The 19,885-nt window shown below is 44.8% G+C and carries 16 protein-coding genes; 8 read left to right on the forward strand and 8 right to left on the reverse strand.

Annotated elements, in window-relative coordinates:
• Window positions 1-185: 185 nt before the first annotated feature.
• From F6J90_RS29735 to F6J90_RS29750, 4 genes are all read right to left on the reverse strand, one after another.
• Entirely contained in the window at window positions 186-641 is a 456-nt protein-coding gene (locus F6J90_RS29735) for an SRPBCC family protein (protein ID WP_293102050.1), read from the reverse strand.
• A gap of 359 nt (window positions 642-1,000) precedes the next feature.
• A complete protein-coding gene (locus tag F6J90_RS29740; protein WP_293102053.1) occupies window positions 1,001-1,510 on the reverse strand; it encodes a late competence development ComFB family protein in 510 nt (169 codons plus the stop codon).
• A 319-nt stretch (window positions 1,511-1,829) separates the two neighbouring features.
• Window positions 1,830-2,105: a hypothetical protein gene (locus tag F6J90_RS29745; protein ID WP_293102056.1), complete on the reverse strand. Its 276-nt coding sequence runs from the start codon at window positions 2,103-2,105 to the stop codon at window positions 1,830-1,832.
• Window positions 2,106-2,372: 267 nt separating this feature from the next.
• Window positions 2,373-3,233 (reverse strand): ribonuclease HI family protein, encoded by an 861-nt coding sequence (locus F6J90_RS29750; protein ID WP_293102058.1) that lies wholly within the window; start codon window positions 3,231-3,233, stop codon window positions 2,373-2,375.
• A gap of 132 nt (window positions 3,234-3,365) precedes the next feature.
• Between F6J90_RS29750 and F6J90_RS29755 the strand changes: the two genes are divergently transcribed.
• On the forward strand, window positions 3,366-3,497 hold the full coding sequence (locus F6J90_RS29755; protein WP_293102061.1) for a hypothetical protein: 132 nt from the start codon (window positions 3,366-3,368) through the stop codon (window positions 3,495-3,497).
• A 225-nt stretch (window positions 3,498-3,722) separates the two neighbouring features.
• Here F6J90_RS29755 and F6J90_RS29760 read toward each other — a convergent pair whose 3' ends face one another.
• Window positions 3,723-9,116, reverse strand: a complete 5,394-nt coding sequence (locus tag F6J90_RS29760) for an SDR family oxidoreductase (RefSeq protein WP_293102064.1) — start codon at window positions 9,114-9,116, stop codon at window positions 3,723-3,725.
• 1,176 nt (window positions 9,117-10,292) lie between these two features.
• Window positions 10,293-10,775, reverse strand: a complete 483-nt coding sequence (locus tag F6J90_RS29765; protein WP_293102067.1) for an SRPBCC family protein — start codon at window positions 10,773-10,775, stop codon at window positions 10,293-10,295.
• Window positions 10,776-11,205: 430 nt separating this feature from the next.
• Here F6J90_RS29765 and hemF point away from each other — a divergent pair, with 430 nt between their 5' ends.
• The 4 genes from hemF (at window position 11,206) to psb29 (ending at window position 14,688) form a co-directional block, all read left to right on the forward strand.
• On the forward strand, window positions 11,206-12,240 hold the full coding sequence (gene hemF, locus F6J90_RS29770) for an oxygen-dependent coproporphyrinogen oxidase (RefSeq protein WP_293102070.1): 1,035 nt from the start codon (window positions 11,206-11,208) through the stop codon (window positions 12,238-12,240).
• Window positions 12,241-12,258: 18 nt separating this feature from the next.
• Window positions 12,259-12,408 (forward strand): hypothetical protein, encoded by a 150-nt coding sequence (locus F6J90_RS29775; RefSeq protein ID WP_293102072.1) that lies wholly within the window; start codon window positions 12,259-12,261, stop codon window positions 12,406-12,408.
• Between the two features lie 683 nt (window positions 12,409-13,091).
• Window positions 13,092-13,460 (forward strand): STAS domain-containing protein, encoded by a 369-nt coding sequence (locus tag F6J90_RS29780; RefSeq protein ID WP_071107694.1) that lies wholly within the window; start codon window positions 13,092-13,094, stop codon window positions 13,458-13,460.
• Window positions 13,461-13,917: 457 nt separating this feature from the next.
• On the forward strand, window positions 13,918-14,688 hold the full coding sequence (gene psb29 / locus F6J90_RS29785; RefSeq protein ID WP_293102075.1) for a photosystem II biogenesis protein Psp29: 771 nt from the start codon (window positions 13,918-13,920) through the stop codon (window positions 14,686-14,688).
• A 122-nt stretch (window positions 14,689-14,810) separates the two neighbouring features.
• Here the strand turns inward: psb29 and trxA are convergent, their stop codons facing one another.
• Entirely contained in the window at window positions 14,811-15,128 is a 318-nt protein-coding gene (gene trxA / locus F6J90_RS29790; RefSeq protein ID WP_293102078.1) for a thioredoxin, read from the reverse strand.
• 163 nt (window positions 15,129-15,291) lie between these two features.
• Here trxA and fabG point away from each other — a divergent pair, with 163 nt between their 5' ends.
• The 3 genes from fabG (at window position 15,292) to F6J90_RS29805 (ending at window position 18,689) form a co-directional block, all read left to right on the forward strand.
• Window positions 15,292-16,056, forward strand: a complete 765-nt coding sequence (gene fabG, locus F6J90_RS29795; RefSeq protein WP_293102081.1) for a 3-oxoacyl-[acyl-carrier-protein] reductase — start codon at window positions 15,292-15,294, stop codon at window positions 16,054-16,056.
• A gap of 120 nt (window positions 16,057-16,176) precedes the next feature.
• On the forward strand, window positions 16,177-17,847 hold the full coding sequence (gene groL, locus F6J90_RS29800; protein WP_293102084.1) for a chaperonin GroEL: 1,671 nt from the start codon (window positions 16,177-16,179) through the stop codon (window positions 17,845-17,847).
• A gap of 227 nt (window positions 17,848-18,074) precedes the next feature.
• Window positions 18,075-18,689 carry a hypothetical protein gene (locus tag F6J90_RS29805; RefSeq protein ID WP_293102087.1) on the forward strand — a complete coding sequence of 205 codons (615 nt, stop codon included), beginning with the start codon at window positions 18,075-18,077 and terminating at the stop codon, window positions 18,687-18,689.
• A 30-nt stretch (window positions 18,690-18,719) separates the two neighbouring features.
• On the opposite strand, the gene F6J90_RS29810 is transcribed toward F6J90_RS29805, so the two are convergent.
• Window positions 18,720-19,832, reverse strand: coding sequence for a hypothetical protein (locus F6J90_RS29810; RefSeq protein WP_293102090.1), 1,113 nt, complete (start codon window positions 19,830-19,832; stop codon window positions 18,720-18,722).
• Window positions 19,833-19,885 lie beyond the last annotated feature (53 nt).

A 19,885-nucleotide genomic window follows, 5' to 3' on the forward strand; every position in this document is an offset into this window, starting at 1 on the left:
CTGTGATCTAGCCCATTAGCTGAATGCTTATGGCATCAGTACAAAAAACATAATAGGGGAGGCGATTAAAATCAATTTTAGTAATGAAAGCATCAAATATTATGATTTTTCCCTGTTTCCTGTTTCCTGTTCCCTGTTCCCTGTTCCCTGTTCCCTGTTCCCTACTTTTAGAAAATGTTTACCTTTCAATTCACCAACTTAGAACATTCTCGTTGGGTTACCTCATGGCGATAGCGAAACATTTGCTCTAATTGCAGGGTTACTAACCAACCAAACATGTCTTCGACTAAGGATCCTCCTGGTAAAGCAAATTCAATGGAATCAGTTAGCCTAGTTTTATGATCTTCTGGAATAAATTGATGGCGATGAACCCAATATTCAAAGGGTCCTTCTTTTTGTTGATCACTGAAGAGTCGGTATTGCTCATAGTCGATATGAACAGCAATCCATTGTAAGGGAATTAGACCAAGAAAAATCCGAAATTCCGAAACTGCTCCAATGCCTAAACCTCCCTCACGACGGATCACCTGGATTGGTTGCCAGGGTGGAGTGAGCAGTTCGAGAATATCATTGCGCTCATGAAAGCGCCAAACTATGTCAACTGGTGCATTGATCACAGTAGAATAGTTAAAGTGCAGCATTATAGCAGTTTTAAATTGGGTTAGTTAGCAGGTAAGAGGTAAGAGGGAAAAAATCCTGTGTACCTTATATCTATGAAAAATGCTGTAAATCACCAAGTTATCAATAAATATAAAACGCTGGTTTGGAGACTATAGCCTGTCAACTTGTCAACCTGTCAACCTTCAACTGATCAACTTGTCAACCTGTCAACCTTCAACTGATTAACCTGTCAACCTGTCAACCTTCAACTTGTCAACCTGTCAACCTTCAACTGATCAACCTGTCAACCTTCAACTGATCAACCTGTCAAGCTGTGAACGCGATTGACCGTAGGTCACGCTACGCGATTGACCGTAGGTCACGCTACGCGAACGCAAAGTTAGAGCTGGTAACGAGAGTCATTCCAACCATAAATTGGGTCTCTTGACTGCTCTTTTTGCCGATTTTTTCTGACCTGAGTTGCTCGAATCAGGGTTTGCTTGACAATACTGACCAGGTTATACCATGTTATGTTCTGATTTTTGAGTAATTCCCGGAGTCCTTGCAGAGCCAGTTTAGCGGCTAGAGATTCGGTGTCTTCTTCTGGTCTGATTGGTGTACAGAGCCTGATCGGGTCTCGTTGCACGGCAGCAAAGGCTTGACGCACAGTAGTAGTAATCTGCTGCCTTAGTTTTTTGTGTCCCTTTAACTGCTGCTGACGCCTCCCCTCTTCACAGGAAGCATACAGAGGTGGTAAACGATTGAGGGCGTAGGTAGCCACTTCTACCTGGTTTATATACTTAGCTAGTTTTGGGGAAAGTCGAGACTTTTGACGCTCTACTTCCTGAGCCACTAAGATTTCCATTACATTTTGATAGGTTATCGCTTGATGTGATTGATGTACTTCCATGACTTAACCAATTAGATATTGCAATAAATAAAAAGTCCTTGACGAGTGGCAAGATCAAAGATGGCAAGGTGAAAGACATTTTTTTCTGCCTACGCAAGAACCAGCTCGCCAAATCCCCTACCTAGGGTCACCGTTTCTGAGCAACCAATTTCTTGAACTCCTGTTGGATTAGCTTTTAGCTTCTACTGCTGTAGTGAAGCACTTATAGATAGCTTTTATGTAAGCATTCAGTCGTCAGCTATCAGCTATCAGCTTGTAGCTATCAGCTTGTAGCTATCAGCTAATGTGTTAGGTCCGATGCGTCGAAGCCTGTGCCACGCTACTGACTTTTGAATAAGCGATGCAGCGCGGTCTTGGGGAGCCAGTGCGGTCTTGGGGGTTCCCCCCATGAGCAACTGGCGTGGTTTCCCCCATGAGCGACTGCATCAAGACAACAGGTAACCATGGGTTTAATCTGAGTGAAGTCACAGCGCTTGTGGCCTGTGCCACAAAGCTGACGGCTGTTCGCGCAGCGTGAGCCTTTGGCTGACCGCTGACCGCTGACCGCTGACCGCTGAATGCTTACGCTTTTATTTATCCTGTCAGGAACTCTCAACAATAGCTCTTTAGTATTTTTTTAGGTTTGAGCTTAACCCCACACCTGGCCAAGGGAGTCTGGTACTCACAATAATAACTCATCTTTTTCTTTCCGCCTATGATATAGATCACAGGCAAAAGCCACGGTTGCGATCGCAATCCCAATGGTTAACAAGTCGCATTTTGTAGAAATCTAGTACTAATTACTAAGTACTGAGGGTTTGTTCAGAGTTTTTACTTATTACAAATTACCTGGGATTGCTAGAGGGATAATAATGTGTTATAATTAAAAGGTTTGTTTATTTTTTTTTCGACGCTCGATAATATTTTCAGATACTTCTAAATCGACCTGGACTTTTCTAATTGCTAGGTCTACCGGTAATCCTCTGAGATACCAGCGGTATACCCTGGCTAAGGTAGATTCATCGGCATCAGCCATAGCGGATGCGATCGCATTTTGAACAGGACTAGGTACCATTTCCTTTAGGGTGGGGAATCGCTTGCTAGTAAACTCATCCCGACCACTTTTTAACTTAAGGAAATCTTTAAATTTAGCATTTTTTCCGATCGCAATCAGCTCAGAGATCTGGTTAGCCAGTTTTGGTACAGGTTTAGCCTTGGGCAACTCAGAGAACTGATCAGCAAGTTTTGGTAAAGAAGGTTGAACCTTGGGTAACTCAGTTGCTTTATTTCTTACAGCGCTAACCCCTTTGCGTTGATCCATAGCCTGATTCGCAGCGGCATCGGCTTCTGAATTCTGTGCTCGGGGAATCCACTCTAATTGAACAGAGTCAAACTGCTTCAGAAGTGACTTAGCTTTTGTCCATAACGGTCGTAAGTGGGGTGTTTTAACTCTCCAGGTACCTTTAAGCTGATTGATAACCAGTTGAGAATCTCCTTTTAGGACTACCTGCCCAGCACCGATTTCCAAGGCTTTCTCCAACCCAAGAATCGCTCCGGTATATTCGGCCTGATTGTTGGTAGCATGAGGAAAAAATTGACTAACGCTAATGGTTTGAGCTCCCGGTTGTTTAATAACAGCAGCAGCACCGGCTATTCCAGGATTCCCACGAGACCCCCCATCAAATAGGATAGTAAGCTTGCTGTTAGTCTTCTTAGCTGTTAAGTTGACTGATTGGTTGTTCATATAGATTAGCTTTTTCGTTCACCCAGCGGCTCCTACAGAGGATCCCAACATGCCTCTGAAGAAGGGAAGTATATATAGGTCGCCTATATATATAAGGTAATACACTCAACTAGCGTATGTGGGGTGTGGGGTGTGGAGAGATGGGGTGTGGGGTGTGGGGTGTGGGGAGATGGGGAGATGGGGAGATGGGGAGATGGGGAGATGGGGAGTCGGGAGTCGGGAGTCGGGAGTCGGGAGTCGGGAGTAGGAAAACATCCTGTGTAGCTCATAGGTATAAAAAACACTATAGGTGCATATCCTAAAAGCTGTTTGGCTCGGTGGGTGGAACGGGCATCTTGCCCGTTACTGTACCAACACTGGCTACCGATGAAATGAGGGCGAGCCCGTCCCTAAAGTACCACTAGCAACTGCTGCTCTATTCCCGAATCCCGAATCCCGAATCCCGAATCCCGATTCCCGACTCCCGACTCCCGACTCCCGATTCCCTTTTCATACATCCTTAATAGTTTCTTCAACCTTATCTAAACAAGTTTTCAATTTTTCAGCCAAAACCCGGACATTGGGTTCTAGCATCATTGAGATATGATCACCAGGAATATGGTGAACTTCAATGCCAGAAGCTGCCATACCATCCCAACCATTAAGAGGGTCATGGTAATGTCCTGGAGGTTGCTGTTTAGCTCGAAAGAGAGTTATTTTCCCTGGGTAGACTGATGACAGCTCAGATGGTTGAGTCTCGTAGTTAGCATTTTGGATATCTGAGATGGCATCAACCAAATTAGGGTTTGGTAAAGCAGGTTCGGTAGATAAGTTAGACTTTTTAGCAAACCACTGGAATTGCCGTTTGTATGCTCCAGATTTATAATGTCTGACAAACGCTCTGATTCTCTCAGACAAGTAAGCTCGCCTTTTGTCAGGTTCAAGTCTCCAAAGGTTATTCCAATAGGTTTGTAGTTTTTGTATCCAAAATAAAGTGTACCGTTGTAAGACGGTGGTATTTTCGTAGGGCTTCCACTGATAACCAATAGCATAGCTATCAAACAAGGCAACAATTGCTACAGTCTGACCTTGAGCATCAAGCTGCTTAGCCATTTCAAAGGCGATTTGACCTCCGAGGGATACCCCTTGTAGAAAATAAGGCCCTTCGGGTTGAAACCTTCGCATTTCCTCAATGTAGTGAGCGGCTAACTCCTTGAGTCCATTACCTATACCCGGTTTGGTATTGATGTTGTTGGCTTTAGTAGCCGCTGCTAGTCCATAACTTAGTCCATAAACTGGATAGTCCCAACCGAGATAACGTACCAAATCGCGGTAGTATATAAACCCTTCCCCAAGGATGTGAATCGCAAACAGAACTGGCTTGGAACCACTAGGTTGAATGGGCACTAGGGAAAACCAAGAGGATGACCATTCTGACTGGCACAGAAGTTGAGCGAGTTGCTTGATGGTTGGTGCTTGGAATAGAGCAGCTAGGGGCAGTTGTTTGCCGAAGGTCTTCTCAATCTCACCAGATAGCTGCACAGCTAGGAGAGAATTTCCTCCTAACCCGAAGAAGTTGTCATCGATGCCAATCTGGGAAACTCCCAACACCTTCTGCCAAATGCTAGCCAGTTGACGCTCTATATCAGTTACTGGCAAGACGTTTTCAGTGTCTTTGCTTGGTGAAATCAACTGCTCTCGGTCGATTTCACCTGCGGGAGTTAGGGGCATAGCTTGGAGTTGCTGAAACTTAGGGGTGATAGAGGTTCCAAAGGGAACGAATGCCTCTAACCTCTGCAACTGAGCAACAGATAGTTCTGTAACCGCCGTGAAATATACCGATACCCGCTGCCGATGGTATGGTGGCTGTTGGGTGTATCGTCTAACATAGGGATTGCTGCCATCCAAACCCAAAATCAGGTTGTCTTGGTCGTGGTGCAGCCCAGCGAGAATAGAATTGATTCCCTGTTGGTTGAAAATTCCGTACTGACCTAAGGCACGACGGGACTCCCTAATTTGTTTACTCCGATTGAGGGTGGTCTCAACCCATGTGCTTGAGCCATAGCAGTAGCTGCGCACCAAGGTCTTGTGCCGCTGGTAGTAGCAGAAGCACTCTAGAAAATTATTAGCGGCAGCATAAGCACCAATTGTCGCTCCCCCAAAGAAGGCTAGCACGGAAGAAAGGCTGATAAAAACACTGTCTGGCTTATCTTTAATTAGTTGATGCAGTACCCACGACCCTAAAAGCTTGGGACGAAGTGTAGCAGCAAAACTGTTGCGGGTTTCCTCTACTAAAAAATGTTCTGGGGCAATTCCGGCCAAATGAATGACCCCTTCAAGGAAAGCTTGCCAGTCAGACTGGGCTCGTTCAACTACCTGTTGCAACTGAGCTAAATCACAAATATCCATGGCCTCGTAGCGTATCTCTCCTCCCAGTTGCTCGGCCAGTTGCTCTAGGTTTTGATAGGCTCTGACGGCAGGTGCTAACCCATTTCCATCCTTTAAATGGTTTCCTTTGGTAGTCGGCTCTGGTAAGGGGGTTCGACCGACTAAAAGCAGACGAGCTTGATAGTGGTTTAGGAGAAATTTAGCAATTTCTACTCCAATCCCTCCCAAACCCCCACTAATCAAATACATTCCCTTTTGCTTAAAGGGCAATTCCTGTTTTTCGAGTTGGGGTAGGTCAGCTTTTTCGAGTAAGGGTACCAAACGGTTGCGATTGCGGTATGCTACTTCTCGCTCTTTCTGACATACAGCCATTTCCCGCAGGATATGAAACCCATTAATGTGGTGGTCATCCACAGGTATATCGATATGGCGACAGTTCAGCCAAGGCAGTTCTCTCGGACAGGTTTTGATCAGACCCAGAATCGGACTTTTCTCATAGGCAATGTCATCCTGGGGCGAGGTAGGCTGTGTATAGCTAGAAACCACAGTCAACTGGACTTCTGAATTGAGAATTCTCAAGGGTGAATTCAACTGTGATTTCAAACCATCCAAAGCCTGAATTAAAAATAGTAGACTGTAAGTCCCCTGATTCTGAGCTTGTTCTAGTGCTTCGGATGACTCAATTTCTCCCCGATACTCGTCATAGGTCCACAAATGGAGAATCTGTGCGATGGGTTGGTCGGTTTCCACCAACGACTTCAGTAATTGCTGATAGTGATCAGGATTGGTGGGGTCAATAGAATAGCGGTTGCCTGTAAGTTGGGCATCTGTAAGTTTGGCACCTGTAAGTCGCAAAAAATCGGCTCCGGGGGCTCCGGGTTCCACTGCTACACATTGGTCTTTACCTAGCTTGGAGCACAATACTTCTCCTAATCCCAAGGAATCTAGAAATATCAGAGTTCTACCATTTTTAGGTGTCCTACCTAAGGTTACTGCTTCTTTTCGATGCCAAACTTTACGATAAAACCAGTCTGGAAGGGTATTCTCATTACCCAGAAGACAATCAACTTTTTTGAGAATCGGGTCAAATTCACCAGCGTTAAACTGCTCCTTGAGTTGCGATCGCAAAATTTTCCCAATCGAACTCTTGGGGATTGCCTCTTTTGGTAGAGGAATAAGATAACTCGGACTCACCCCTAGTTTGCTAACCACCTCAGTGGAGATGTCCTGGAGTAATGGGGTTAACTGGTCATCCTCAGACCAATCAGTATGGAAGAAAATGACCAATTGGTCAGTATCTTTACTTGGTTGTCGAATTCCGCAAGCTGCTGTGTAAGAGGGAATCACCCCCTCTACCTGCTCAACCACTGCTTCTATTTCATAACTATAGTGATTGAGACCATTAATAATAATGACATCTTTTTCTCGACCGGTAATCGTGAGACGTCCGTCACGCAGTACACCATTATCTCCGGTTTTTAACCATCCATCCGGTGTAAAGGCTTCTCGATTTAGCTCAGGATTCTGGTAATAACCATCACTAACCATCGGACCAGAAATCTGTACCTGACCCACTGTATCTTCTTCAACTATTTGTCCGAGTGCATCCACAATCCGCACAGAAAAGCCAGGCACAGGTCTGCCAACTTCTACAACAGAGTGGTTAACAGACTGGTTATCCGACGGTAAATTCAACAAGTACCGATGGGAAAATACCACAGCAGCACAGGTTTCAGACATTCCCCAAGCTGAATGCATGGCATTGACCGATAACCCATGGGGAGAAAGCAACTGCAAGAATCGCTTTGCAGTTTGAGGTACAATCGGCTCAGCGACACTTAATACAGATTTGAGGGAAGATAAATCCCATTTCCGGTGGCTGTTCGCAACGGATTTCTGATTTATTTTCTGATTTATCAAACCTAGGGCAAAATTAGGAGCCCAGGCAAAGGTAACCCGATAGTTTTCAATCCAATCCAACCAATTGAGGGGATTTTCCAAGAAAGCTTTAGCGGGAGCATGGATTTGCAGGTTACCGACATAGACATCCCGAATACAACAGCGTACCAGAGAGCCAACATGGTCTAAGTTAAGCCAGTTCAAGGAGATATCATCTTGGGTCAGATTATTCCTCTGGGCACTGGCGGCGACATTATTAATTAAATTGGCATGGGTCAACCTGACGCCTTTAGCCATTCCTGTACTTCCAGAGGTCAGTAACAATATTGCTAAATCATCCGGTTGGCTGTGATAGTAATTTAGGTCAGGCTCAGATGAGCGCAAGTTGTCTACGGTTTCAATTAAAATTTCTTTTTTGGGCAAGGGATGCTTGGTAGGAGCCGCTACACGAAAGCATAAAGCACGGATTGCTGGAGCAAGGGTATCACTGGTTAGGATGACCGGTTGCTCTAGCATTTTCCAGGCATTGCACAGCTTATTGACGGTACTGTTAGATGACTCATAGGTCGGTGCGATCGCAATCGGGACTGGGACAAAACCGCCCAAAATACAAGCCCAGAAGGTTGGAATGAAGTCTTGATTTTGGTCAAATTGGAAGATTACTTTGTCTTGAGGCTTTAGATTTAGTTTTCTTAAGCCACCAAGAATCCGCTGTGCTTCTTCGAGGAGAGCTGGGTAAGATTGATAGTTTTGGTGAGTATTTCCCTGACTATCAGTGTCGAGATAGATAATCCCTTGCTCCGGCGCAACCCTTGCAGTTTTTAGTAGCGCTTGGGAGAGAGTTGAGATATCTGTTGGTAACTGTAGCGCTTCACCATGACTGATGGCGGGTTTTGATGGGGTGGAATTTGAGCGATGCTCCCCCTGAGCCGCTACGGGAACGCAATCGGAAGATGCCTTGGGGTAAGGGCTCGGTAGGGGCTTGGCTTGTGATAATTCTGTAGGTTGCTTTGGACTAGTTTCGGTGGAGGGTGGAAGTAGGTCTAATAGATGTAGGGGTGTGTCGGGCTGGGTGTAGTCTTGTAGTACTACGGCGACTTGCTTGATTTCTGCCCCTCCATAACTATATGACTGTAGCTGCTCTTCCCATTGCTGCACTAAGTCGGTATCAATTATTTCTACAGAAGCTAGTGCTTGTTGATCTATCTCACCTGTGGGAGTTAGGGGCAAGGTAGTTACCGGAACAATAATTATGTTAGGGGATAAATTAGGGGGGAAATTAGGGGGGACTTTTGGTTCACCACTAGATAGCAGAGTGTCTGAGATGGTGTCTGACACGACCCCTTGCAGGAGCGATCGCAGTTGTTCTGATGAAGATGATCCAGCTGAGACTACATAGGCAATAATAGGTAAAAAACTACAATTGTCTCTGAGGGTTATTTTTTTCTTTTCTTCTGTAATTTTCCTCTCTAGGACAACACAGTCGTCAACTAACGAATTTGCTAACAAAGCCGATTCGATTTTGGTCAATAGTTGTGGCAGATAGTCTTGGATTGGCTTTTCTATAATGTTATCGGTATCTTGTCCTATATACTTGGTAATATATGATGGCTGCATTTCTCGATACTTTTGTTGAGTATTTTTTTGACGATGGGTTTAATTGCTGATTAATAATGTATTTAAATATAGCGGTTTTAAATTGAGCAAGGTACAGATTCCATGGTTTTAGGGAACAGGGAATAGGGAACAGGGAACATAGAAGAGGGAAGAGGTAAAAAATCCTGTGTACCTCATAGTTATGAAAAACGCTGTATATTGATTTATCTTTAATTTTTATGAATAAAAATAGTCATTTAAAGGTAATAAATGTGATTAATTAACAATTATAATTGTTTGATTATTTTCAATATTAATGCTATGAAAAAGTTTGAAAATATAGGGTTTATAAAATATATGAGGTACAGTCTTTATTGGCGCTGATTGGCTTTAAGACATTCTTTGCTTGGTGCAAAATGCCTGATGCCCTCTGCATTAAAAGGATAAGCAAAGTACTTCAACCAATTTAAAACTGCTATAATTAAAAGGCTGAAATCGCTGTAATTACTTTAATAAAAGGGGTTTCTGCGTAAGTCCTATTGGTAGTTTGGTCTCAGTGAGCAGCCCAATGTCAAGGGTGGTAATGGCACTTTTTTGATAGCTCTTAGCCTGAGGTTGAATCACATGATCAATATCCGAAGGATAACCACAGGTATACTGAAAAACGTTACTCATTTTGCTACAGCCTATCCTAAAGTTAGGCTCTGCTAGGAGCCTCGTACTTTAACATTTTCAAGATTTATCGATTAAGTCCGGATAGGTGTGTCAGTAATCAATAAACTTCTATTAAAGTGGTATTATTACGACCTTTTATTAAATCAGGACAAAAAACCTGAAACTCTTGTCCCTGTCTTGATGCAAAGCGCGAGTGGGGGGAACCTCACAGGGGTAGGTTTTTTACATTTGGGTCGGGAGTCGGGAATCGGAACCCACCCCTAACCCCTCCCAGGAGGGGAACGGGAATCGGGAGTCGGGAATCGGAACCCACCCCTAACCCCTCCCAGGAGGGGAAGAGCGGGAAATGGGGAGAATTATCCCGGAAATAATTGTGTATTTTGATACAGATTTTTAGGAATTTATACCTAATAAAAGTACTCGCCCCTTTGTAAAAAACCTACCCTTGTAAGGAGGGTAGACCAGCTTTGGCACTGGTGGATTGTTGGTGTCTACCTCTCCCAAGGGTCAACGGCTATAAGTTTAGATTGCTCCGACCTGCTCGGCGGCCTGGGCTAATTCAAATACCACCCGCGCCACGTAGGGGCGAATCATCCACCAGATTAAGGGGGATAACCAGCCCTTTAGGGTAACTGAGTAGGAAATATAGGTACCACAAAGGGTGGACTCTACCTGGTAAGTCACGCGATTTTCAACTCCAGGGATTGCCAGAAATCTTATACTGAGTAGCTCACCGGGTAAGACACGCTCTACAAAAATTCGCACCGGAATTGGGATCAAGCGAGTGACTACCTGATAAATTAAACCAGGTTTAGCCATTAAACCTTTCGGAGCATTGGTACTTGACAGCAGAGGATTCCAAGACACATCTGCTAAGTTGATCAATTTTTGCCAGAGAACTTCCACTGGGGCAGTACTCAGGGCGCGATAGGTCTTGAAGAGGGCAAACTTACACCAAATCCCCTCCTGACCAGCAATTAACTTGAAAGAAAAATTAAGAATCACTACACGCCTCCCGCAGCTATGCTCAGGCAGATTTATGATCTTCCCCAAATGGCTTTGGTTGAAAAATCCCTCTCTATTTAGGATATGATCTCAACTGCCTGGAAGTTATGCCAACCCCCAGGGCTTACCCTGACGGTACCGGATGGTAGCAACGAATAACTACCAACCAATAACTACCAACTAACAACACCAACCAATAACATTGGCGAGGTAAACTTAACGTTTTGTTTCCATAGGCGCTTGTTGGCGCTCAACCAAGAATGGGTAAGAACTGCACATCTTCCCATCCCCATTCGGGGAAAGGGGACTAAAGAAAGACCCCGGCTGGTTTTTCCTCCCCAGCCTAAAGAACCAGAGGTGCGACCCGTGGCGAATTTAATTCTTAATGGTAAGAGCGCACCTAAGGTTTCCAAACTCACTAGGATTGTTTATGACAGCTTTTCAGACCGATACAACAACTACCACTAATACCACTTCTTTACCTCCTGCTGACTCTAGGGAGAGAGTCAAGCAGTTGATGCAACAGCTGCAAGATACGATTTGTGATGCTCTAGTAAAACTGGACGGGGTTGGCACCTTCAGAGAAGATGCTTGGGAAAGAGAAGAAGGGGGTGGTGGTCGTTCCCGTGTGATGCGCGATGGTTCAGTATTTGAACAGGGTGGGGTTAACTTTTCTGAAGTTTGGGGCAAACAGCTGCCACCTTCAATTTTGAAGCAGCGCCCCGAGGCAGCTGGACATGGTTTTTTCGCTACTGGTACCTCCCTAGTATTGCATCCTCGTAATCCGTATGTGCCCACGGTTCACCTAAATTATCGCTACTTTGAAGCAGGACCAGTCTGGTGGTTTGGTGGGGGAATCGATTTGACCCCTTACTATCCCTTTGCTGAAGATGCTGCCCATTTGCATCGCCAATTGAAAGAAGCCTGTGATGCTCATCACCCTGAGTATTACCCAGTGTTCAAGTCTTGGTGCGATGAGTATTTTTATCTGAAACACCGCCAAGAAATGCGGGGTGTTGGGGGCTTATTTTTTGACTATCAAGATGGCACAGGTAAACTCTATCGTGGTCCCCATCAAGATGGTCCCGCAGCAGCTTACAGTGAAAAGATTGGGGATTTAGAGCCTCGCAGTTGGGAAGAGTTATTTGCCTTTGTCACAACCTGCTCTGAGTCATTTTTACCAGCTTATCTACCCATTGTAGAGCGCCGTCACGATCTCGAATATGGAGACAGAGAGCGTAACTTCCAACTCTATCGTCGGGGTCGATATGTAGAATTTAACCTGGTGTATGACCGAGGCACAATTTTTGGTCTGCAAACTAACGGGCGTACTGAATCCATCCTGATGTCCTTACCCCCCTTGGTGCGTTGGGAATACGGTTACCAACCTGAGCCCAATACACCAGAATCCGAACTCTATGAGACATTCCTCAAGCCTCAAGACTGGGCGAACTGGACAGCTTAAACTGTTGTCAGATCACTTATGGCAATACTAGGATGGTTCGACGTACCCATTCAGCTATCAGCCGTCAGCTATCAGCCGTCAGCTGAAGTAACTCAGCATTATTCCAATGCTTACCTGTTTTATTCACAAGCTGATAGCACCTCAAGTAGCATGGCCTACGGCCAATGACTGATACGCGACACGCTAATAGCTGAATGCTGAATGCTGAATGCTGAATGCTGAATACTGAATACTGAATACTGAATGCTGGAGCAGTGGGGGAAGATAGAATAGAAATCCTGGATTCATCCCCCTCATTCGACTATCCTGTCATTTTTCCCATTGTCTTGATGCACTCGCTCGCCATCATTCCCTTCATCCTCAGTTCCTCTGACCAGATTTGTGCAACAATTTGGATACGCTCCCTTAAATTTCACCAATCCCTCTAAGCTAAACTAGCATTCAGTGAGTAGCTCGATGAGCCCAATCACAGAGGGCTTGGTTTAGAATAGGTCTTCCCGGCTTAATTTGTTAGTCAGGGCGTATTAATAAAAATCACGAGGAGTTTTTTCAGTCGGCTGGGAAGCAGTCAGGGACTACAGGTGGCGATAGTCCTACAGGTGCCCTTGACCCATTAAGAATTAAATTCGCTATAGGTGCGCGCCTCCTAGGGCGAGTAAATCGCCCTAGGGTCGCACCTCAAGGTGCGCGCCTCCTAGGGCGAGTAAATCGCCCTAGGGTCGCACCTATCGGCAAAGCCGACGCGGGGCGCGAACGGGCGCGCACCTGAATCGTTCGGGACGCACTCTCAAATCTTAATCATTAGATTTGGTATGGTTTCAATCAGCGGTAGCTGTGACAAGGAGGTGCTGATGGTTCATATCGATCAGAAAACTCATACTACTGAAGATGGTACAAATGTGATTGTTTTGAAACCGATTGGACGCCTGGACATCACTACAGCTTGGCCCTTTCGTCTGAAATTGCAAGAGTGTATATCCAAACTGCGCAGGCATGTAGTGGTTAATCTGAGTCAGGTTGATTTTATTGATAGTTCGGGTTTGACATCCTTAGTGGCTGGCATGCGAGATGCTGACAAAATTAAGGGCAGCTTTCGCATTTGTTCTGTTCATCCAGACGCCAAGCTCGTGTTTGAAGTAACTATGATGGACACAGTATTTGAAATTTTTGAAACGGAGGAAGAAGCCTTAGATGGTTTATCTAGTAGTATCGCCACCTGAATAGACATCTGCGACCCATTAGGTTTGAGATTAAGCTTGGCTTGGCTTCGGTGAATCTTTTCCCACAGATGTCTGATCAGAGGGTGTTAGTATAGCAAAGGTGCTTACTTACCCAAGCAACCTACTAAAAGGGCTTGGATGCTACTAGGGGCAGCTCGCCCGGGGAAAGAACTTGCCTTAGCTTTGTAAAGATAAGTCCACAGCAAGTTGAACTCAAAGAAATCAAACGACCTGCGGGAGGCGGGTTGCGGCCAGGGTAGTAGGGGGGCAAAGCCTTTAGCCCCTACTGCGGGAGTGAGTGCGACAAAGCAAAACCTCCGGACGCTGATTAAGACCAATCTGGCATCAGCGGATGAAACTGGAAACCCCCACCATCATCTTGGATTTGGTGGTAGGTACTTCATGGTAGACAATAAGACAATAACAATAATATAAAGCTTCAATTCTGATCTGCCTTGTGAATACTGTTCGCACAGTCTCGGATACTAAACGGGATTTCTACACCTATCACACTCGCCCCATTAACTCTATTTACCGACGTGTAGTAGAAGAGTTGATGGTAGAGATGCATTTGCTGTCGGTTAATGTCGATTTTAACTACGACCCCATCTATGGCTTAGGTGTGGTGACATGCTTTGACCGGTTTATGCAAAGCTATCAACCGGAACATGATAAAGAATCAATTTTTAATGCTCTGTGTCAAGCAGTCGGAGGTGAAGCTCAGCAGTACCAGGAAGATGCCCAAAGGCTCAAAACTAGCGTAGAGTCTATGTCTGGAAAAGATTTGATCTCCTGGTTCAGTTCCCCAACCTCTGAAAATGGGACTGGGGATTTGGCTACCACTATAGCTGCGATCGCACAAAATTCTCAGTTTAAGTACAGCAGATTGTTTGCCATTGGTTTATTTTCACTACTAGAGCAGGCGGACTCGGAGTTAGCTCAGGACCAAAAGCAGCTCGAAGAGGTACTTAACAAAATTAGCAGTGGATTAAACCTTCCTTCCGAAAAGCTACAAAAAGACTTGGAGTTGTACCGCAGCAACCTGGAAAAAATGGCACAGGCTCGGGTAGTCATAGAAGATGCCATTCAAGCTGATCGTAAAAAGCGGGAGGAGCGTGCTAAAGAGAAAGAAAAATCAGCGACACCTAGCAGCGATTCCACCCCATCAACCCAAGAAGAATCAGATGCCTCTTCCGATGCCTCTTCCGATGAAGCCCCGTCTTCCTAGCTAGGTTTTTTGGTCTAGCACGCTGATATCCCCCGGATAAATCCCAGATAAATCAGGGGGGCTCATCCCATTACCCTGGGAAAAAAGGTCAAAGGGCAAGGATAATTTCACCCCTAATTATCTTAAATCAAAGCTTGTAATAGTGGAATAAGGTCTTCTGCTGGTCTGAGCCCCTCTATCCGTTGTTGAGGCTGACCGTTTTTAAACAGTACCAAAGTTGGTAACGCCTCAATGTGATACTGGGAAGCAAGCTGGGGGTATTTTTGTGTATCAATTTTTACAACTTGCAAACGATCTTTGAGCTCAGCCTTGACCTGTTCTAGGATAGGAGCCATCATCTGACATGGCCCACACCAAGTGGCATAGAAATCTACCAACACGGGTACATCTGAGCCAGATAATAATTCTTGGAATGTTTTGAACTGCTTTTTAACGGCCATGAGCAAGAAAACCTTTCCTAGTCCTTCTGCTCGATTCTAGTCCAAAATCTTTGGGATTGTGTGATAGCTGGATTAACCAAAGATTCCGGTAAAGTTAACTTTGGAGGAAACCTTTACTGCCCACAGGACAAAATCAGGCAGGATAGAAAACAGTTCAAGGTTTATGGAAACATTACAGACATCTGCGCAACAATTAAGCGATCGCATAGCCATCGTGACCGGTGCCTCGCGAGGAATTGGTCGAGCTGTGGCCCTGGCCTTAGCTGGGTCAGGGGCAAAGGTTGTAGTCAACTACGCCAGTTCCAGTACTGCAGCTGATCAGGTCGTAGGGGCTATCATTGATGCTGGGGGTGAAGCCTTAGCACTTCAGGCTGATGTGTCTCAAGCTGAACAAGTCGATGCCCTAGTTAAAGGGACTCTCGAAAAGTTTGGTCGTATAGACGTGCTAGTGAATAATGCTGGGATTACCCGCGACAACTTGTTATTGCGGATGAAACCCTCAGATTGGCAGGCAGTAATTGATCTGAACCTGACTGGGGTATTTTTATGTATCAAAGCAGTGAGCAAACGGATGCTCAAGCAAAAGTCTGGTCGGATTATCAATATTGCTTCCGTGTCAGGACAGATGGGAAACCCTGGTCAAGCCAATTATAGTGCTGCCAAGGCTGGTGTGATTGCCTTGACCAGAACCGTTGCCAAAGAGTTTGCTAGTCGTGGCATTACAGTCAATGCCGTAGCTCCGGGTTTTATTGACACTGATATGACCACTGACCTTAAGTCAGAAGCCATTATCGAGCAGATCCCTCTAGGTCGTTACGGTCAGCCAGAAGAAGTAGCTGGAATGGTGAGGTTTTTGGCAGCTGATCCAGCTGCTGCCTATATCACTGGACAAGTGTTTAATGTCGATGGTGGTATGGTTATGGCTTGAACCCCGCCGCACGTCGGTGTTTCAAGTTCTTGAAAGTTCAAAATTGTCAGACGAATTAGCACTCTTCGTGTAAGAGTGCTAAATTTGCTAATGGAGACACAAAGCAAGTTCAAACAACCAATGGCAAAAATCGTTTCGTTTGACGAAGAATCCAGACGTTCATTGGAGCGGGGGGTCAATGCCCTAGCTGATGCTGTACGTATTACCCTTGGTCCAAAAGGTCGTAATGTGCTTCTGGAAAAACAGTATGGGGCACCCCAGATTGTCAATGATGGTATTACCGTTGCCAAAGAGATTGAACTGGAAGACCCCTTAGAAAATACTGGCGCTAGACTGATTCAAGAAGTCGCATCCAAGACTAAAGACGTTGCTGGGGATGGCACTACCACAGCTACCATTCTGGCTCAAGCCATGATTCGGGAAGGTCTTAAGAATGTCGCAGCTGGGGCAAATCCTGTAGCTGTGCGCCGAGGAATCGAGAAAACTGTTGCCGAGCTGGTCACAGAGATTGAGGCAATGGCACAGCCGGTTCAGGGAACTGGGATCGCTCAAGTTGCTACAGTCTCCGCCGGTAACGATCAAGAAGTGGGTGACATGATTGCCCAAGCCATGGAAAAGGTCACCAAAGATGGTGTGATCACCGTTGAAGAATCCAAATCCCTATCGACCGAATTAGAGGTAGTGGAAGGGATGCAGATCGATCGGGGTTATATTTCCCCTTACTTCGTGACCGATAACGAACGGATGACAGTGGAATTTGAAAACCCCTACATCCTGATTACCGATAAAAAGATTAGTGTTATCCAGGATTTGGTACCGGTTCTGGAAAAAGTAGCTCGTGCCGGTCAACCGTTGCTGATTATTTCCGAAGATCTAGAAGGAGAAGCCTTGGCAACTCTGGTTGTAAATAAGGCTAGGGGTGTATTGAATGCTGCAGCCGTTAAGGCACCAGGATTTGGCGATCGCCGCAAGCAAATGTTACAGGATATTGCAGTTTTGAGCGGTGGTCAGGTGATATCCGAAGACGTTGGTTTGAGCCTGGATACTGTTTCCCTAGATATGCTGGGAAATGCTACCAAAGTTAGCATTGACAAAGACAGCACCACCATAGTAGCTGGTGGTCAAACTAAGGCAGATGTAGAAAAGCGAGTTGAGCAAATCCGCCGCCAGCTAGCAGAAACTGACTCCGAATACGATAAGGAAAAACTGCAAGAACGGATTGCTAAACTGGCCGGTGGTGTAGCAGTGATTAAGGTTGGTGCTGCAACTGAAACAGAACTCAAAGACCGCAAGCTGCGGATTGAAGATGCCCTCAACGCTACTAAAGCTGCGGTAGATGAAGGGATTGTTCCTGGTGGTGGTACAACCTTGATTCGGTTAATAGAAAAAATTCCTGCACTGACAAACGACCTAGAGGAAGAAGAGAAAGTTGGTGCAACTATTGTAGCCAAGTCATTAGAAGCTCCCTTGTCTCAGATGGCGGATAATGCTGGCGTTGAAGGTTCCGTCATTGTAGAGAAAGTACGGGAGAGTACTGGTAACGTTGGCTATAATGCTGCTACTGACACCCTTGAAGACTTGATTGCTGCAGGTATTATTGACCCTGCCAAGGTGGTACGCTCATCCTTACAGAATGCTGCCTCTATCGCTGGTATGGTGTTGACCACAGAAGCCCTGGTGGTAGAGAAACCTGAACCTAAATCCGCTGCTCCTGCTCCCGACATGGGCGGCATGGGCGGCATGGGCGGCATGGGCGGCATGGGCGGCATGGGCGGCATGGGCATGATGTAGTGCCATGAGCTAGTGCCATCATGTAGTCCATTCCTTTGGTAGCATAAAGCCTTGAAGCAGCCTGTCCTAACGGACAAGCTGCTTTTTGATTCGTCATTAGTCATGGCGTGAGTCAATCTTGAGTAAACTCATTTATGGGGTATAATTTACCAATAATTATCCAGACTCTTCTTATCCCCCTTTACGAAAAAAACCTTAAACTAGTCTTTTTAAGAGGTTTACTATAAATGGATAACGACCAAAACTTGCTAATCCTGACGATTTATATAATCAGTGTTACTTACGTTTTGTACAAAGCTTTCAAGCAAATAGACCAACTCATAACGGTTGAGGTAGACTCTGAGGCTATCAATCAGGAACTGGAAAAGAAAGAACTTAATGATTTCATGGAAGTCAACTTTGGCTTCGATCCTAGCTATAAATTGGATGAGTTAAAGGATCTTAAACTGACTGTTAAAAATAAAACCAACGAGAATCCTGTTTATATTGAAATAGACTGGGACAAGAGTCTGATAACTGACTTAGAAAATAATTCCCGACCCATGATTTGGGTAAATTCTGATGATATGGAAGAAGCCCCCAAAAGCCAAGACGTTGGAAAAATTCGTCCTGGTCAAAATTGCGAATTTAAGCTGAGCGATGAAAATATTAAAAATGCGTTGTTTCCGGTAAACGACTTGAAGAATGCGATAAAAAATGGTGGCAAATTTAATCTCCAATTATTATTCAATATATTTGAACCAAATACTGGAAAAAGCAGTTCGTGCTACTTACCCTGTAGGTTTAAACCTATCAAGTTACACTGGACTCAGGCTATAGTTCTTGCCTTGCAACCTCAATAGGAGTACTAAAGAGGAATAGCAGTTGGGAGTCTATTTAGACGATTTTGGTTTGTCTCCAGTATTACGAACGTTGACCAGCTTATTGAGTACTTCAAACCAAAAGGGGGCTCCCATACAGATTGCGATCGCACTCAAAATAATCCCTACAACAAATTTGAAGTAAACCCAAGTCAAACCCAGCTCTCTGGGAAGGTGATTGGGTTCTTCAAACTGCTCTACAAGATTAGTTTCTCCCCAGCCAATGGGAAGGAAAGCTAGGTCATCTACAGCTGAGGTGATACTATCATAACAGTCATTACTGTTTGATTCTTGCTGTAAACAGGCACCGGTTTCATTAACAATCCTATTAGTGACTTGATTGACAGCAGCTCTTACACTGTGGTTTTTATAGAATTGATTGCTGATATTGATGGTATCAATATTCAAGGCTAGGGAAATCACTAATCCAATTAAAAAAGATATGGCTTTAGACTGACGCTTGTATACCCCTGCAGCTCGTGTCATGGATTCGTCAAACCATGTTGTTAGTTCTTCTTGGAGTTTTTTCAGGTCTTTGTTCCGGTCAGAGTATTCAAATTTGGCTTTATCAATCAGGGTTAAAAGAGTTATCTTTAAGTCTTCAGGAAGTAAATTTTTTATTTTATCTTCTTCAAGGGCTGTTTTAAAATTGTCCAGGGTAATATCGGCATTATTTTTGAAGGTTGATGCCTGCTGAACAATGATCATGATTAAAGCGGTGGCAAAGGTATCTGATGGAATATAGGAAGGTCCACTAACCTTTGAGTTGGATTTTGACTTTAATTGATTTTGGTTATCTAGACCTTTTGCTTCGTGATTAACTGATTTAAGCAACGGATTTTGATAGAGTTTTTTTAAAAGCCGTTTGGTCTTTTTTAAATTGTTAATCTGATCAACGGTTACATTAACTGATTCTTCATCTGACTCATCAACCACATCTTTCAGGGTTATATTTTGTAACTGAATCCCACCATTAATTAAATTTTCGATAGCCCTCTGTAAGTGTTTAGTCCGCCATTGTAAAACGCTAGCAAGATATTCTTGAATTTCAGAGGCTAACAGACTGGTGATCAGGTAGACAAAAAATAAGCCAAGGGCAACGTTTAGAATAGCAGATAAGTCCATGAGTAACCAGCAGTCTCGTCAAAAAGAGCAGCAAAGGGAACAGCGAACAGGGA

This window comes from Moorena sp. SIOASIH (assembly GCF_010671925.1).
Taxonomy (GTDB): Bacteria; Cyanobacteriota; Cyanobacteriia; order Cyanobacteriales; family Coleofasciculaceae; genus Moorena.

Bases quoted from the DNA above. Each gene is read 5' to 3' on its own strand.
- F6J90_RS29735 (WP_293102050.1), bottom strand. From the start codon at position 641: ATGCTGCACTTTAACTATTCTACTGTGATCAATGCACCAGTTGACATA.
- F6J90_RS29740 (WP_293102053.1), bottom strand. From the start codon at position 1,510: ATGGAAGTACATCAATCACATCAAGCGATAACCTATCAAAATGTAATG.
- F6J90_RS29750 (WP_293102058.1), bottom strand. From the start codon at position 3,233: ATGAACAACCAATCAGTCAACTTAACAGCTAAGAAGACTAACAGCAAG.
- F6J90_RS29760 (WP_293102064.1), bottom strand. From the start codon at position 9,116: ATGCAGCCATCATATATTACCAAGTATATAGGACAAGATACCGATAAC.
- hemF (WP_293102070.1), top strand. From the start codon at position 11,206: ATGACAGCTTTTCAGACCGATACAACAACTACCACTAATACCACTTCT.
- F6J90_RS29775 (WP_293102072.1), top strand. From the start codon at position 12,259: ATGGCAATACTAGGATGGTTCGACGTACCCATTCAGCTATCAGCCGTC.
- F6J90_RS29780 (WP_071107694.1), top strand. From the start codon at position 13,092: ATGGTTCATATCGATCAGAAAACTCATACTACTGAAGATGGTACAAAT.
- trxA (WP_293102078.1), bottom strand. From the start codon at position 15,128: ATGGCCGTTAAAAAGCAGTTCAAAACATTCCAAGAATTATTATCTGGC.
- fabG (WP_293102081.1), top strand. From the start codon at position 15,292: ATGGAAACATTACAGACATCTGCGCAACAATTAAGCGATCGCATAGCC.
- groL (WP_293102084.1), top strand. From the start codon at position 16,177: ATGGCAAAAATCGTTTCGTTTGACGAAGAATCCAGACGTTCATTGGAG.
- F6J90_RS29805 (WP_293102087.1), top strand. From the start codon at position 18,075: ATGGATAACGACCAAAACTTGCTAATCCTGACGATTTATATAATCAGT.
- F6J90_RS29810 (WP_293102090.1), bottom strand. From the start codon at position 19,832: ATGGACTTATCTGCTATTCTAAACGTTGCCCTTGGCTTATTTTTTGTC.